The organism is Ferdinandcohnia salidurans (genome assembly GCF_042680725.1).
Classification (GTDB): Bacteria; Bacillota; Bacilli; order Bacillales; family Bacillaceae_L; genus Ferdinandcohnia; species Ferdinandcohnia salidurans.
Map to the genome: position 1 here is coordinate 93,168 of NZ_JBHUEK010000010.1, position 14,500 is coordinate 107,667.

General features: G+C 36.6%; 21 protein-coding genes. 12 read left to right on the forward strand and 9 right to left on the reverse strand.

What is annotated here, in order from left to right:
- Positions 1–13: 13 nt before the first annotated feature.
- Complete coding sequence (locus tag ACFSFW_RS07735) at positions 14–358, forward strand: VOC family protein (RefSeq protein WP_304216489.1); 345 nt, start codon at positions 14–16, stop codon at positions 356–358.
- 78 nt (positions 359–436) lie between these two features.
- Here the strand turns inward: ACFSFW_RS07735 and ACFSFW_RS07740 are convergent, their stop codons facing one another.
- Entirely contained in the window at positions 437–1,063 is a 627-nt protein-coding gene (locus tag ACFSFW_RS07740) for a hypothetical protein (RefSeq protein WP_304216490.1), read from the reverse strand.
- Entirely contained in the window at positions 1,060–1,992 is a 933-nt protein-coding gene (locus ACFSFW_RS07745; protein ID WP_388036837.1) for a hypothetical protein, read from the reverse strand. Before ACFSFW_RS07745 ends, ACFSFW_RS07740 begins: the two co-directional genes overlap by 4 nt.
- A 141-nt stretch (positions 1,993–2,133) precedes the next feature.
- Here ACFSFW_RS07745 and ACFSFW_RS07750 point away from each other — a divergent pair, with 141 nt between their 5' ends.
- Positions 2,134–2,322, forward strand: a complete 189-nt coding sequence (locus tag ACFSFW_RS07750; protein ID WP_304216494.1) for a hypothetical protein — start codon at positions 2,134–2,136, stop codon at positions 2,320–2,322.
- A gap of 56 nt (positions 2,323–2,378) precedes the next feature.
- Here the strand turns inward: ACFSFW_RS07750 and ACFSFW_RS07755 are convergent, their stop codons facing one another.
- On the reverse strand, positions 2,379–3,398 hold the full coding sequence (locus tag ACFSFW_RS07755; RefSeq protein WP_304216495.1) for a DUF2332 domain-containing protein: 1,020 nt from the start codon (positions 3,396–3,398) through the stop codon (positions 2,379–2,381).
- Between the two features lie 89 nt (positions 3,399–3,487).
- Here ACFSFW_RS07755 and ACFSFW_RS07760 point away from each other — a divergent pair, with 89 nt between their 5' ends.
- Entirely contained in the window at positions 3,488–3,625 is a 138-nt protein-coding gene (locus ACFSFW_RS07760; protein ID WP_180271154.1) for a hypothetical protein, read from the forward strand.
- 30 nt (positions 3,626–3,655) lie between these two features.
- Here ACFSFW_RS07760 and ACFSFW_RS07765 read toward each other — a convergent pair whose 3' ends face one another.
- Entirely contained in the window at positions 3,656–4,369 is a 714-nt protein-coding gene (locus tag ACFSFW_RS07765; RefSeq protein WP_388036842.1) for a DUF4181 domain-containing protein, read from the reverse strand.
- Positions 4,370–4,528: 159 nt separating this feature from the next.
- On the opposite strand from ACFSFW_RS07765, the gene ACFSFW_RS07770 reads away from it, so the two are divergent.
- The 4 genes from ACFSFW_RS07770 to ACFSFW_RS07785 all read left to right on the forward strand — a co-directional run bounded on the left by ACFSFW_RS07770 (position 4,529) and on the right by ACFSFW_RS07785 (position 8,198).
- Entirely contained in the window at positions 4,529–5,383 is an 855-nt protein-coding gene (locus ACFSFW_RS07770; protein ID WP_388036845.1) for a pirin family protein, read from the forward strand.
- Between the two features lie 14 nt (positions 5,384–5,397).
- Positions 5,398–5,640: a glutaredoxin family protein gene (locus tag ACFSFW_RS07775; protein WP_388036847.1), complete on the forward strand. Its 243-nt coding sequence runs from the start codon at positions 5,398–5,400 to the stop codon at positions 5,638–5,640.
- A gap of 92 nt (positions 5,641–5,732) precedes the next feature.
- Entirely contained in the window at positions 5,733–6,125 is a 393-nt protein-coding gene (locus ACFSFW_RS07780; protein ID WP_388036849.1) for a YkvA family protein, read from the forward strand.
- Between the two features lie 543 nt (positions 6,126–6,668).
- Positions 6,669–8,198 (forward strand): malate:quinone oxidoreductase, encoded by a 1,530-nt coding sequence (locus tag ACFSFW_RS07785; RefSeq protein ID WP_388036851.1) that lies wholly within the window; start codon positions 6,669–6,671, stop codon positions 8,196–8,198.
- A 103-nt stretch (positions 8,199–8,301) separates the two neighbouring features.
- Here the strand turns inward: ACFSFW_RS07785 and ACFSFW_RS07790 are convergent, their stop codons facing one another.
- Positions 8,302–9,270, reverse strand: coding sequence for a DUF4179 domain-containing protein (locus ACFSFW_RS07790; protein ID WP_388036853.1), 969 nt, complete (start codon positions 9,268–9,270; stop codon positions 8,302–8,304).
- Positions 9,251–9,793, reverse strand: a complete 543-nt coding sequence (locus tag ACFSFW_RS07795) for a sigma-70 family RNA polymerase sigma factor (RefSeq protein WP_388036856.1) — start codon at positions 9,791–9,793, stop codon at positions 9,251–9,253. The genes ACFSFW_RS07790 and ACFSFW_RS07795 overlap by 20 nt, the downstream gene beginning before the upstream one ends.
- A 191-nt stretch (positions 9,794–9,984) precedes the next feature.
- On the opposite strand from ACFSFW_RS07795, the gene ACFSFW_RS07800 reads away from it, so the two are divergent.
- The 3 genes from ACFSFW_RS07800 to ACFSFW_RS07810 all read left to right on the forward strand — a co-directional run bounded on the left by ACFSFW_RS07800 (position 9,985) and on the right by ACFSFW_RS07810 (position 11,402).
- Positions 9,985–10,452, forward strand: a complete 468-nt coding sequence (locus ACFSFW_RS07800; RefSeq protein ID WP_388036859.1) for a GNAT family N-acetyltransferase — start codon at positions 9,985–9,987, stop codon at positions 10,450–10,452.
- 189 nt (positions 10,453–10,641) lie between these two features.
- Entirely contained in the window at positions 10,642–10,974 is a 333-nt protein-coding gene (locus ACFSFW_RS07805) for a nuclear transport factor 2 family protein (protein WP_388037423.1), read from the forward strand.
- A 92-nt stretch (positions 10,975–11,066) separates the two neighbouring features.
- Positions 11,067–11,402, forward strand: coding sequence for a YnfA family protein (locus tag ACFSFW_RS07810; RefSeq protein WP_388036861.1), 336 nt, complete (start codon positions 11,067–11,069; stop codon positions 11,400–11,402).
- Positions 11,403–11,416: 14 nt separating this feature from the next.
- On the opposite strand, the gene ACFSFW_RS07815 is transcribed toward ACFSFW_RS07810, so the two are convergent.
- Positions 11,417–11,626, reverse strand: a complete 210-nt coding sequence (locus ACFSFW_RS07815) for a hypothetical protein (RefSeq protein ID WP_388036863.1) — start codon at positions 11,624–11,626, stop codon at positions 11,417–11,419.
- Between the two features lie 344 nt (positions 11,627–11,970).
- Positions 11,971–12,180, reverse strand: a complete 210-nt coding sequence (locus ACFSFW_RS07820) for a YjcZ family sporulation protein (protein WP_281254472.1) — start codon at positions 12,178–12,180, stop codon at positions 11,971–11,973.
- Positions 12,181–12,443: 263 nt separating this feature from the next.
- On the opposite strand from ACFSFW_RS07820, the gene ACFSFW_RS07825 reads away from it, so the two are divergent.
- Together ACFSFW_RS07825 and yiaA are read left to right on the forward strand one after the other, a co-directional pair.
- Positions 12,444–12,752 carry a hypothetical protein gene (locus ACFSFW_RS07825; protein WP_388036866.1) on the forward strand — a complete coding sequence of 103 codons (309 nt, stop codon included), beginning with the start codon at positions 12,444–12,446 and terminating at the stop codon, positions 12,750–12,752.
- Between the two features lie 134 nt (positions 12,753–12,886).
- A complete protein-coding gene (gene yiaA / locus ACFSFW_RS07830; RefSeq protein WP_388036869.1) occupies positions 12,887–13,351 on the forward strand; it encodes an inner membrane protein YiaA in 465 nt (154 codons plus the stop codon).
- A gap of 25 nt (positions 13,352–13,376) precedes the next feature.
- On the opposite strand, the gene ACFSFW_RS07835 is transcribed toward yiaA, so the two are convergent.
- Positions 13,377–14,342 carry a hypothetical protein gene (locus tag ACFSFW_RS07835; protein ID WP_388036872.1) on the reverse strand — a complete coding sequence of 322 codons (966 nt, stop codon included), beginning with the start codon at positions 14,340–14,342 and terminating at the stop codon, positions 13,377–13,379.
- Between the last annotated feature and the right edge of the window lie 158 nt (positions 14,343–14,500).

Sequence of the window (14,500 nt, forward strand, 5' to 3'; positions counted from 1 at the left end):
AGGAGGGGTTACGATGGCACGTATAGTAGGTTTTGAAATCAGCAGCCAAGAACCTGAAAAAGCAGTAAAATTCTATTCAACTGTTTTCGAGTGGGAAATCGGGGAACCTAATTGGGGGTTTTGGACTGTTAAAAGCACAGGTCAAGTAGACATTGAAGGTGGGGTTAGCAAAGGCCCGCATGATTATCCACATGGAACTAGAATCCAAATTGAAGTTGATTCGATTGACGATACAATTGTGAAAGCTGTGGACAATGGCGCAATGATTGTTCGTGAAAAAATGGAGTTTGAGGAGTTTTTCTTGGCATATCTAGTCGATCCAACTGGAGTTGGTTTTGGTCTAATCGAAAGAAAGTAATCTTGCATTGTAATTTTACGATTGTTAGCCGCAATATATAGATTATGATCTTATAAATTGCGGCTTATTTTAACCTCTTTATCCTTTATTTTTATCGCTTTTAGGTCTGGCTACGATATCCATGTCCATGTAGTAGTCTCTTTTTGGAGTCCATGTGCGCTTATGCAACTTCCATAAGAGAACAAGAAACATGATTTCCATGATCAGACCTAAAGGGATCGTAAAGAAAAGGTAACCTGTAATAATGTCTCTGGAAAGGTTCATCGCAAATGTATTGAAGAGCGTGATAAAAAGCATGACTGTCATATAAATTTTAAAAGTTTGCGCACTTCTACTTACTAAAAATTCATCCCCTAGATCATAGACAACTTTCATAATTAACCGAAAAACAAGGAATACAATGACCAACTTTAAAATTTCTAGAAAAAAGGTATAGGTATCCCAGATTGGTATGCCGACAAACGATCCTAACTCATTCCCAGTCACATTTTGTTGGACAAACACAGTTGGAATGCTAATAAGAATAAGCACGATTAAAAACTTTTTTAATAGATTGCCGGTTCGGCTTTCTGAAGGAACTCCTACTAGGCTTGCAAAAATGAGATAATACCCGATTGGCTCTGGCAAAATATCAATGTAAATCAAATGGATCTCTAAAAGAATAAAAACAAAGCCCCAGAACATTTGCTTAAAATTAATTTTCATTCACTCTCACCAGCCTCTTTTTCCTCGATGATTTTATTGATCGCCTTTTGGTCTAACTCAGGGTGATCTATGATGGGTAACTCCCTCACAAACCCATCACCCGATTCTGTTTTTCCGTTGAGTTTGATGCTGAATTGAAAGTAACTATACCTTGTCGGATTGAATTGCATTAAGAAGCGAACCCATTCATTTTGCTCCAAAGTAAATGGAAGTAAATCATCACTAACGGTGACACCAGGTAAGTCATTCCATTCCTTTTCACGGTCTTCATCGAACCATTTTGGAGGATTCGCAACAGTCTTGAGTTTTTCGAGTTCGCGCAATTTATCCTGTTCAAGGTCAACCTTAATAAAAATGTCATCTGACAATTCCTCTTTAAAAGGAATCTCAATTTCCTCTATGGTGACCGGTTCTAAAGCAACCATCGATTTCTCTTCTCGATGCTGATTACTACTTGAACTTATTTGTGTCTCTAACACATTGGCGTATTCCGTATCTTTATGAAGAATGACTTCTCCAATATCAGCCATAAGGTTTTTTCCATTGGAGAGATGGACCTCCATTTCTGAAAACGAAAAAGGACCTTCACCTTCGAAATCCGCAGGAAACGTAACATAAAATGCTTTTAAATAATGATGTGTATACTCTTGTTCAAACTGAGGTTCCTGTGACTCCCACATAAAGTCCATATTCGAGCTCGCATAAGCCTCAATTCCATCAATTTGTACATGGTTAATTGAGGAAGAGTCCGACTTATTGGTTACGTAATAAAATGTGAGCATTGTTTCATCTTCATCGTTCAAAGTGAGTTCATAATAATGCTCCAAAAATAGTGGGGCATCCAGCTGTTTAGATTGGAAATACAAATAATTGCCGATATAGCTTAGAATAATGACCAATATACTGAACCAGAATATTTTCTCCTTCAAACTAACCCCCCCAATTCTATAAATCTCTAAAACTATTTTATCATCAAGTCATGGTAATATTTTTATTTATTTCAATTTTCTTGAAATAATGCAATAATGGAGATAACAGATATCTAATAGGAACGGAGGGAGGAGTTACGATTGTATTATGATAGTGTCTTTGATTTCATCTATGTAGCCTTATTCTGGTGGGTGATCTTTCTAGTTTTTCAACGTATTAACAACCGTTATCCAAAGAGTAATCCGTGGAAGAAGGATATCATTTTAACGTTTATTCAAGCAGTAGTTGTCACGTTTATATTTCCATTGATCATGATGCTCATTATATAGAATAAAACAATCGTCACCTTTCGTTTAAAAGGCATTGGAGAATATCCAAATGCCTTTTACAACTCCCACGTAAACCATTTTCCATGCCCTTCTGTTTGACCAACAACATGTTTATACTCTTTCCCATCAAGAGAATAATCGAGATGAAGGTCGCGGTCTTGTATATTATTATATAGATGAAAAATCTCACGTTCAGATCCGATCTGTTGAACCTTATCTAGCAATCTATTCCTTACTTCCGAAGGCATTTGGTTTGCTACATGGGTGTGGAACACACAAATAGCATATTCGTTTGAAGCTTCTTTAGAAAGTTGCTCAAGCATTTCAACACCATTCCCTTTAATCAACCGTATTTCGTTTGCCTTAACAATTTCCGCAGCCTTTTCAAATAACTCCCGTCTTTCATGATGTTCTGGCCAAATGAGGGCTTTTAGCCAAAGAACATTTTCATCATCCCTTAAATCAATAGGGTGAAGGTCGATTCCAATACGCACAGCCACTGGCGGTATAAAGTCTTGTAGATTAGGAGCAATGTCTCCTTTTATCTCAGCTGTTATATGCAAAGTGGATTCTCTGTTTCCGAAAAATTCACCTGTTCCATACGAGTAACTATATTGATCCCATAGCAGCTGCAGGCCTGCACTGGACCCAATTTCAATCAATGCTAGCGGCTTTTTCACGATATGATAAATAGATTGAAAGGCTGGAAAAAGATAAGAACATCGTCTTACTTCATTTGTCTGAACCAATTTTTCCTGTAAAAGCGGGATGATTTCGTTAGAATATTGACTGCAAAACTCTTTAAAAGGCAAAAAGGATTCATCTACTTTCCGAGGATTCTTCGTCATACTTGGGTAAAAATCTCGAAGCCGGTGGTTCTTTCCTTTTAATAAAAGGTAATGAACAGCACCAAACAACAAATTAGATGAAGGTTGACCACTACGTGCATGAGAAGCCAACTCAAGGAGTTCATCATCGTCGGCAATCTGTAATGAAAGAAATTCATACAAGCCACTTGAGCCCTTACACTCGGTGTTGGCAAAGTTTCGAAACTTAATAGACTGAGTGTTATTCATATTTTTTCCTCCTGAAATTTTTTTCAAACTTGACCCTCAAACCAAGATAAGCCTAAGCGAATCATATACTGAAAGGTTTGGTGGATTACATGAAAGAACAAACAGTAAAGTTTACGTATAATGAAATCGACTTACTTATAGAAGCAATGGATAAGGATATATGGAAAGATATTAAATGGAAGTTTGTAACTGAAGAAGAAATTGAATCTTTATTGAAAACCTCTTAAGGCATCCCTTAGGGGGTTATTTATTTTATATTAATCCTCTACCCACACCAATTGCTCGTTTTCAATTAGGTTTAATAGCTTGTTTTCACCCTCGATTTCATAGCTTTTGTCTTCGATTCGCAACTCACTTTCGGTAACAACTAAACTGTAGACATCTTCACCAATATAGACTGTCACGAAATAACCCAATCCAGGTCCAAACCTCGTTTTCATAAGGTTCATATCTGCAGGTTCAAAAATGAGTCTTTGTATCGTTGATTGATCAGTGATTGTTGAATTACTGAGAATGTATCCCTTTGCTTCATCTAATGTACTCCGCGTTAATTCAATTTTGTCGATTTTCTCCGTCTCCCCAATGTATTTACTTATTTCCTCACCATAAGTAGTATTAGTGATTTTCTCATAAGTAAAAAAGATTCCAAAAGTAGCAATAACAGAAACGGCCATTAAAACAAGAGACAATTTGTACTTTTTTCCCTCAACATATTTCCATTCCATGAATGACTGAAATCCCCAAAAAGAAATCATAAAAAAGATAAGGAGCCATTTTACTTGGTTCATATTATCAATATCAAAAAACACATAAGCACTTCCCAAAAATAAGATCACGATAAGGATGCCGCCTACTCGGAATTTTACACGCCCGTCTGATTCGGCCACATTATAACCTGGTTCTAATCGTTTTCCTATAACACTATCGATTGTGGACAAAAGCCAAAACAATAATATAAGTATGATACCCATCAAAACCCTCCAATCTATTCTAATTATACTGATAATTGGAAAAATATACTAGGTGGAGTCTAAGAACAAAGCGTAATTTTTGTACAAATTCACCTAACATGTCAAAATAAGATGGAAATAGGAAAGAATACAAGTATGGACAAGCAAGGAGTAAACGAAATGAGTCCGCTTTTTAAACGAGATTTAAAAAAGCATTGGTATATTAAATATAACAATAATGGGTATCCGCATGTTCAACAAGGCTTTGTACTACCACCAAACCGGTTCGAGGAATTTGACCCGTTTTTAATTATGGCAGAGGACTGGTATCAGCGTGGCGCATTTCCGGACCATCCACACCGGGGATTTCAAACGATTACCTATGTAATTGATGGACGTTTGGAGCATATTGATAACCACGGTGGAAACTCAATTTTAGAAGCAGGCGATATCCAGTATATGAATGCTGGCAGTGGTGCAAGACATGCTGAAGAGCCAGTTGAACAAGATATTGCCCATACACTTCAGTTATGGTTGAACTTACCGAGATCCCTAAAAAATACAAAAACCTCCTACCAAAATGTGTACATAGAGGATGTACCTCGTGTGAAAATTGAAGGTGGGGAATTAAAGGTCTACTCCGGAGAAATAGCGGGAGTGAAAGGGCCGATGAATAGTTTGGTTCCCATTACAATGACCGAGATTTCACTTGCGAAGGGCATGACTTACAAGCACATACTTCCAGAAAATCACAATGGGTTTGTATACGTACTTTCTGGTGAAGTAGAGCTTGGTGAAAATAAAACCCCTCTGAAAAAAACAGGGGCAGGAACTCTTACTTTTAACGAAAATGGTAAAGATGAAAGCGAATTTCAAATAACAGCAAATAGTCGAGCAAAATTACTTGTTTACTCAGGGGTCCCACTTAGAGAAGAAATTGTCGCTTATGGACCATTTGTAATGAACTCAATGGAAGAAGTCCAACAAGCATACCGTGATTTTCACGCAGGAAAATTTGGCCCACCGGCAGAATAAGGAGTATGGCTACAATGAATAAAGAAGTGATTGTCTATACAACAAATGACTGTGTCGAATGTACTTTTGTCAAAAAGGTTCTCACTGAAAATGGCATTCCATTTGACCTTCGAAATATTGCAGAAAACGAGGTCTACCAACAAGAAGTGGAACGCTTCGGTTTTCTAGGTGTCCCTGTAACAGTTGTGGGAGACCGCGCTGTCAAAGGATTTACCCCTGAACTGATTGAGCTATTAGAGCCGTTGAAAAAGTCTTGATCTCTTTGTAATGGTTAAAAGTGGTAAAGGTAGGAAATCCTAAAGCCATACACACCTCAAGAAGATGGGAATAAAATAAGGAAACAAAATCAATGGGTGAACTTATGGAGAAAATCAAAAGTTGGGCAAAACGCTTAAAAAAACAAATATTCGTCCTGTATTTTGCATATAAGGATGTGAGGGTTCCATGGTATGCTAAGCTTTTTACTGCTGGATTGGTAGCATACACATTCAGCCCTATCGACTTAATTCCTGATTTTATACCAATCCTGGGTTACCTTGATGAGGTCATCCTTGTCCCAATTGGAATCATGTTTGCATTGAAAATGATCCCAAGTGCAGTCATTGCGGATTGCGAAGTGAAAGCAGAAGAAATGATGAAAAACGGCAAACCAAAAAACTGGGTTGCAGGGACACTTATCCTGTTACTATGGGCTTTGATTTTTATCTGGATGATTGTCAAAGCATCTCAATATATACTTTAAACCTGTATTTCAAAGCGAAATACAGGTTTTTTTGATTGTTGAGTAAACTTTAAACAAATTTTATGCGCATGTACTGAACACTCTTATTCTGATGAAAAAGCATTATTCGAGATGAGGCGAAAAATAAGAGAGATAAAGCAGAATTTCTTTCGTTGTAACCATACCGAATTGGTTAGAAAAGCGCTGTCACTTGTCGAATTATTATGATTTATTTTGCATGAAATTTGATGTTTATGCTTTTTTTCATGTTATAATAACAAAAGATGGAATGAAGAATAAGAGTTTATTAGTGATACACTCATTCATCTGAAGATGCAAGGCTGGATTGTGGGAGCCATGAAACATCTAAATAAACTTCTTACTTTTAACTGGCTTTTAAATAGCCTATAATTATCATATAATAATGAAATATTAATCTATGAAAAATTGCCATCCAAAATGGCCTTGATGAGACGAGAAAGAGATTGTCTGACAATGGTGAGCCCGATTTTGTGACCGCCTTCATCTTTTTTGTCCAAATTTTAAAAGAAAAGGTTGATAAATATGAGCAACATAGAAACCAAAACAGATGTCATTTTAATCGGTGCTGGTATCATGAGTGCGACATTAGGGACACTCTTGAAGGAACTAGTGCCTGAATGGAACATTACCGTTTTTGAAAAGCTCGATAAACCAGGAGAGGAAAGCTCTCACGAATTGAATAACGCTGGTACAGGTCATGCTGCACTTTGTGAACTTAACTATACCGTTGAAAAACCAGACGGAACATTAGATATTAAGAAAGCAATTAATGTCAACGAACAGTTCCAAGTTTCTAAGCAGTTTTGGGCATATCTTGTGGAGAACAATTTAATTCAAAACCCACAAGATTTCATCATGCCATTACCACATATGAGTATGGTCCAGGGAGAAAAGGACGTCGAATTTTTAAAGAAACGATTTGAAGCGCTGTCAAAAAATCCGTTGTTCCAAGGAATGGAGTATACCGAAGATCCGGAAAAACTATTGGAGTGGATTCCGCTCATTATGAAGGATCGCCCGTCAAATGAGCCAATTGCAGCTACAAAAGTAGACACTGGAACAGATGTGAACTTCGGTAATTTAACACGCATGTTGTTTGAACATTTAAAGAATAAAAATGTCCAAATTAATTACAACCACAGTGTAAAAGATGTGAAACGTACAAGCGATGGTCTATGGGACTTGAAGGTAAAAGATCTAAACAGTGGTTCTGTTGAACATCATAAAGCAAAATTCGTCTTCATTGGAGGCGGTGGAGGAAGCCTACATTTACTCCAAAAATCCGGTATTCCTGAAGGAAGACATATTGGTGGATTCCCAGTAAGCGGAATTTTCATGGTATGTAATAATCCGGAAGTGATTGAAAACCATCATGCCAAAGTATACGGAAAGGCGAAGGTTGGTGCGCCACCAATGTCTGTTCCACATCTTGATACAAGATATATTAACAACAAAAAGTCTTTACTATTTGGACCATTTGCGGGATTCTCTCCAAAGTTCCTAAAAACAGGTTCAAATATGGATTTAATTACGTCAATCAAACATGATAACTTATTAACGATGTTAGCTGCAGGGGTAAAAGAAATTCCGCTAACAAAATACTTAATTCAACAAGTCATGTTATCAAAAGAACAACGAATGGAAGAACTCCGTGAATTTATCCCAAATGCCAAAAGCGAAGATTGGGATCTAATCGTAGCTGGCCAACGCGTTCAAGTCATTAAAGACACTGAAGCAGGCGGCAAAGGAACCCTTCAATTTGGTACTGAAGTGATTACCGCAGCTGACGGTTCAATTGCAGCGTTACTAGGTGCATCACCAGGTGCTTCAACTGCTGTTCATGTTATGCTTGAAATCATCAAAAAGTGCTTCCCACAACAAATGTTAGAATGGGAGCCAAAAATCAAAGACATGATTCCTTCATATGGGCTATCCCTTATGGAACACCCAGATCTTCTAGAGAAAATCAATGCTTCAACTGGAGAAGCACTTGGCTTAATCGAAAAACAAGAGAAGGTAGAAAAAAAACAAAAGGAACTTGTCCTAAGTTAACCACCTACGATTCATAGATAAAAAGAACTTCAATCTCGATTGGGATTGGAGGTTTTTTTATGTATAAAAATCCGAACCACTAAGTAGTCCGGATTTTCTTAATTTAATTCAAATTAATCCTTAAGGTTTCCAAGTTAATTTCTTCGTTGCCAATTTTAAACGAAGGTTTTACTTCAATAAACTTCGGTGGATTTTTACTATCAATTTCATAAATTATTTTAGAATTTGAAACGGTATTTAGGGATATATTTTCATCTTGATTAGAAACGACTTCAAAATGTAGGTTCTCACCCTCAACCCCAGCTGTACTTACCACTTCATAGGTTAAAATTGCGTTCGTTTTCCCAATGTTTATATCTTTGAAGTGAAGGCTATATGCATTGTTTGGAGAGGACACGGTTTGATTCAACTCAATTTCCCTCGAAGGTAATTTCTCAACAGAAAGATTAAAGGACCACTCCCCTTGTACCCCGGCCATATGTGTAAATGTAATCGGGAGCGTTAACTCGTCCGGACTTTTCTCATTTCGATTTTCCAAAATCATCGCACCAACATAGTTATTACCTTGTTTTGTTAATGTCCCAATGGTACCACCCCAGGCAGATGTATCTTTCCCATCAAACATATCGAAGCTATAACCTGGCTCGGGTCCTGTTTCTCCTCCGAATGTATCAGATAAGTTTTCTCCAGATGCTTTAAAAGTTATGCCAACATAGGAGCCATCATAAAAAATGGAGGTAACACTCATTTTGACTCCATTATTTTCAACTGTTTGATTCATTTCCGTTATAAGTTGCTCAGTTGCCAAATTCTGACCAATTGACATTTGATAACTATCGTAAATCCCCCCAATGATCGGAACTTGAGCAAGAACCTGATTGACAGGTGTAAAAATAAATCCGGACGCTAGGAGTAAAGCTGCAGCCCCAGTAGTAAAGAAAGTTGTGCGTTTTAGTGGTTGCATGTATTTTCTCTTTCGACGGAACCTTTCACCACGCTCGATTCCTTTTTCAATCGCAAAATGTAGTTCTTGTTTCGGTATCTCAATATCGTTAAATAAGTCTTTTTCCATAATAATCAGCCCCTAACGTTTTTCTTAATTCAGCTTTAGCTCTACGTAAATAGGTTTTAATGGTTGATTGTGGCTTATCCAGAACCGTAGAAATCGTTCGAATTGGCAAATCATAATAATAGAAAAGTAAAATAGCATTTCGATAGTTCATATTTAGCGACGAAAGCGCCTCTGATAAATCGATTGAAAGGTTCAATTCAGAGGCCTGGCTTGATTCGATTAAATACTCTAGTGTCTCTTCCGGAAGCTGAATCACCTTCTTATTACGTGCAAGTTCTTTATAAGCGGTTCGCATTAAGATTTTTACAAGCCATGTACTAAAAAATGCGGGTGTTTTCAGTTGATGGATGGAAATATAGGCCTTATAGGTAGCCTCCTGTATGACATCAAGTGCATCCTCTTTGTTCCGCATATGTAAATAGGCTATTTTATATAATTTCTCACTTTCAGATTTAATAAGTTGTTCAAATGCTTGTTTGTCACCAGCAATGGCCAACTCAACTAATTTCGTTGAATACGACATTAGCTAACCTCCTTTCAACTATTAGAGGTGAGATATGTAATAAAAAGTTTCAATAAAATATATTGTTTATAGTAATATATCATTTTGTCGAAAGAAAAACGTCCCATGTCGGCTATTCTGTGAAGGAAGAACTCTACATTTGTTGAATTAATAGGATGGTTTTTTATTTTAACTAAAAAGGGAGAACTTCCATGAACATTAAATTAGTTGATGTCACAGAGGATAATTTCTATGATGTAATCAATTTAAAGTCTGATGAAAACCAAGAAAAGTATATCCAAATTTATGAAAGGTGGGTAGGATCAAATACGTATTTTCTAGCACTATGCCAAACATTTGGTTTTACTCCAAAAGCAATCTATGATGGTGATACACTAATCGGTTTTGCTTCCCATGGATTTCAAAAAGAAACAAATCGTTATGAATTGATCAGTATGATGTTAGGGCATCAATATCAAGGAAAAGGATATGGGACATCCGTTTTAAATGCAATTATTGAGGATATGGTAAATACCTATCAATGCGAGGAAATCTATCTATCTGTTATCTATAATAATGAACGCGCAATAAGAACCTATGAAAAAGCAGGTTTTATCCCAACCGGAGAGGTAGAAGAGGGTCATCATCCTGAGCCGATTTATTGTTTGAAAGTAAAATAATAAAAGGGGTGTTCAAAGGTCGAAACATCCGACCCTTGGACCCCTTTTTGTCATTGCAAAGTGATAAAGTGTTAAAGGTATAAAGGTATAAGATAGTTATAGGAGAATGAAATATAATGGAGAAAGTAAAGAAGGGTGTTGTAAATAGTGGGTAATCAGTTAAAACAACATTTAAAAGAATTAGAGGAAATGCATATAAACGTAGAAGTTCGAAAAAGTCGTGAGGAACTAGCTAAGCTTCTAGCAGATGACTTCTTTGAGATTGGTAGTTCCGGTTATATGTTTAATAAAAAGGAATGTCTTGAATCCAGAATTGATCTTACGGCAATGTCTCTCCATAACTACGAGATTTATCCTTTGGCACCAGATGTCGTTTTAGCAACCTATTTCATTGTCAATGAGACAAGGAAACGGAATACACTTCGAAGCTCCATATGGAAGCATATTGATGGAAGATGGCAATTGTACTTTCACCAAGGAACGATCTCACCATTGCAGTTGAGTGAAGTACTTAATGGATAAACGTAAAGAAATTTATTAGTAATTGCCTAGCAAAGATTATAACATATCAAGTTGGTATAATAGATAAGTACTGCAATTTACATACATAGGACGTGATTTACATTTTACATGCAATTTTCTTTTTTATCATAGCAGGAATCGCTGAAATTGGTGGAGGTTACTTGATTTGGCTTTGGTTAAGAGAAGGGAAGCCATATTATTGGGGAATCGGTGGCGGAATCGCATTGGCCCTATATGGTGTGATTGCCACTTTTCAAACCTTTCCTTCTTTCGGTAGAGTTTATGCAGCCTATGGCGGGGTCTTTATCGTTCTTTCTGTCCTTTGGGGGTGGGGAATTGATAAGAAAACGCCCGATCTATACGATTGGGTAGGTGCAGGAATCTGTATCATAGGTGTTTCGGTCATGTTATTTGCACCACGACAATAAGAAAAGGCGATGATCTAAGGAAGGATCAACGCCTTTTTTCTTTTTGGGGGTTTCTGTTTAGTCTTTTTAGAAATGGTCTTTATGAAAAATACACCTGCAATTAGGGCCAGTAAATTGAGAGAATCACCGAAATTCACCGTGAAATTTATATGGTTATTCACTCTAATTTTGTTATAGTTTCTATTATCGGTCTTCGCCTGTGGTTCTTTTTCAATGTTATCCAAATAAATCCCTCCATAATGAGTGGTTGTCCTAAACTCAATATATGAAAGAATATAATAAGTATTCGAGCCAAAGACCTAACAACAGAAATATTTTGGTATGTCCGATAAAAAGTGTTTTGTGTCCGATATATTGGCGACATTGTCCGTTAAAATCGAATTATTGTCCGATATCCTGCCATCTTTGTCCGATAAGTTCAAATTTGTGTCCGATATCCAAGGTTATTAGAAAAAGCCAAGATATCACTTAATGTGGATTGGTATTTTAACTCTTTTAAAAAAACAAGAACATATCACTGAAATATGTTCTTGTTTTTTGTGTGATGTTTTTGAAGGCTAGCTTTTAATTAGCACTTTGGAAAATAGCAAGCACCGATAATGATTAATAAGATAAACAACACAACGACTAATACAAAGGTATTATCGTTACAAGGTTCAGGACAAGCATATCCATAACTAGGGGTGAAATCATAGCTTGGGGCTGTATATGTTGGTTGTGGTGCCATGTAAGGGGTCTGAAAAGATGCCGCATTTACGTTAGATACATTTAGCTCCATGTTCTTACTTCCTTTCTCTGTGTAGATTCCCTACAGTATACTCACCTAGTCTCAAAATGCCACGTTTTCCAAAGAAAATGGGTGATTGTCACGAGCCCTTAAAGGGCGATATTTTCATTTTGATTGTTTTACTAGTTTCATATTTTGTATTTTTCTAATGAATGGGTAGTTAAATGTAATAAAGACAGAATAATTTGAAACTAAGTGGTAAGTAAAACCGTATATTTTATAAAAGGATTAAATCTTCGCTAGGGGGGGCTGATTTGGCAGAAGTCATTCTGTATTTTATTTTAATGATTCCTTTATATGCAGTGTTAATATGGACCTATTTCAACCCCGAGGAAAGTATGATTTTCGGGCAAAGGTGGATGTATAAGGAGGAACCTGAGTTTTCGGATGATGCCATTCGTTATACAAAATTTGTGGCTCGCGTAGGTATTTTACTTCTAACAATGATATTCGTACTCTTTCTTATTGATCAAATCATAATTCGACTTATCATCATTTTAGGATTCATTTCTTATGTGATCATCGGTGGCTATCGGTTATTACAAAAATACTTGGAATCTTAAAATGTCGAAAATTCCGGATGTAAAAAAACGAAAAAATTATCATTTTTTGTAAACGGTTTTTGTATAATGGATTTAGGCACTACAGGGTATCTGCAGTGCTCCTTTTTTATCAGAAAAACGGAGGGGAACATTCGATGGAGAATGAGATTTTGGTGGATAAAGACAAACAAGAAAAACCGAAAGTGAAGGTGGAGCGGAAAGAAGGGGAGCCAACTGCAGCCTTTAGAGGAGCTTCGTGGGCAGCGTTAGTAGTTGGTGTTTCTGCTTATCTGATCGGTTTGTTTAACGCCGCAATGGAACTAAATGAAAAAGGCTATTATTTTGCAATCTTAATTTTTGGTCTGTATGCATCCGTTTCTTTGCAAAAAGCTGTAAGGGATAAGGAAGAGGGAATTCCGGTAACAAGTATCTATTATGGAATTAGTTGGGTTGCACTCATCGTATCTGTATCATTAATGGCGATAGGACTTTACAACGCTGGAAGTATCGTTTTAAGCGAAAAAGGTTTTTACGGAATGGCATTTGTTTTAAGTATTTTTGCAGCTATTACCGTTCAAAAGAACATCCGTGATACACAAAAGGCAAGAGAAAGAGATTAATGATATAAAAAGGGACCGTCCATATCTAGAATGGATGGTCCTTTTCTTTTTGTTTGTTTCGTTTCCATAACAAAAACGGAATCCAACTTAATAAAATGATCAGAAAGATAGATACGAGAGTTAAGATTACGGTATCCGTCATTAGGATTGCAGTGTAATCTCTAAAATCCATATCCTTGGCAAAGACCTGATAAGGATTATCGATATTATAGATGATTGGCATTTCCATTTTATATTTGTTATACGTATGCCACGTGACGCCTTTTACGACAAAAATGGGGTCATGATCCTTCGGTTTATACATTAAAGAAATGTAGTACTCACTTCTGTTGTACTTTGACGTTCTCCTTTCAAAACCGCGGTCTGTTACAATTGCCATGGTTTCAGCATGATTCTTTCCAAAATATTTCTCATACCCATTTTCAAATGCTGATTTTGTTTCAGTTGAAAGAAAGAGAAGGAGAGCTATTATTAAGCCACCAAATATGAGTACAGGAATCACAAAACCCGCAATCTTATCAAGAAACAAGCGTCTCGATATATTCGAAAACAAACTCCATAGGGTTTTAATTTTAGCTAGCCAATATAAAATATAGCCAACTGGATACAGACTGAATACGGTTAACAAAATATAAAACCATTGTATTTCCTCTTTTAACAGTGTCTCCGTATAAAACTTTCCGTCGACTTCATAACCGGGAATGGTATCTCCTACGTCAATTTGGTAAAATAAATCCTGAGAAATCGTAATCATCGAATCATTATGTTTTGTAGGGATACTACTTTCAGGCAAAGCTCCGATTTGGACGGAAAACCTAGGTCCTTCCAATAGCCCATTCACCACATACTTCCGCCAAACCCTCTCTTCGACGTGATTTGCCTCTGCTTTTTCAAGGAACTCTTGGTGCTCCTGAACGTTATCATAAATCGTATAACATATAAAAATAAATGCCGCAAATGCTACTATTTTTGGCCAACTTAATTCCTTCATAACTAAACATCCTTACATATCATTATTCTATAAGTATATGAAACAATTTTAGAAATAAAAACGAGACGAAAGTACCATAGAACTAAGGAAAATCGATTTATCCATTATGTAATGGAAGTTGAAAGTATTGTGTTAAAATGGGGTTAAGTTTAATGGAA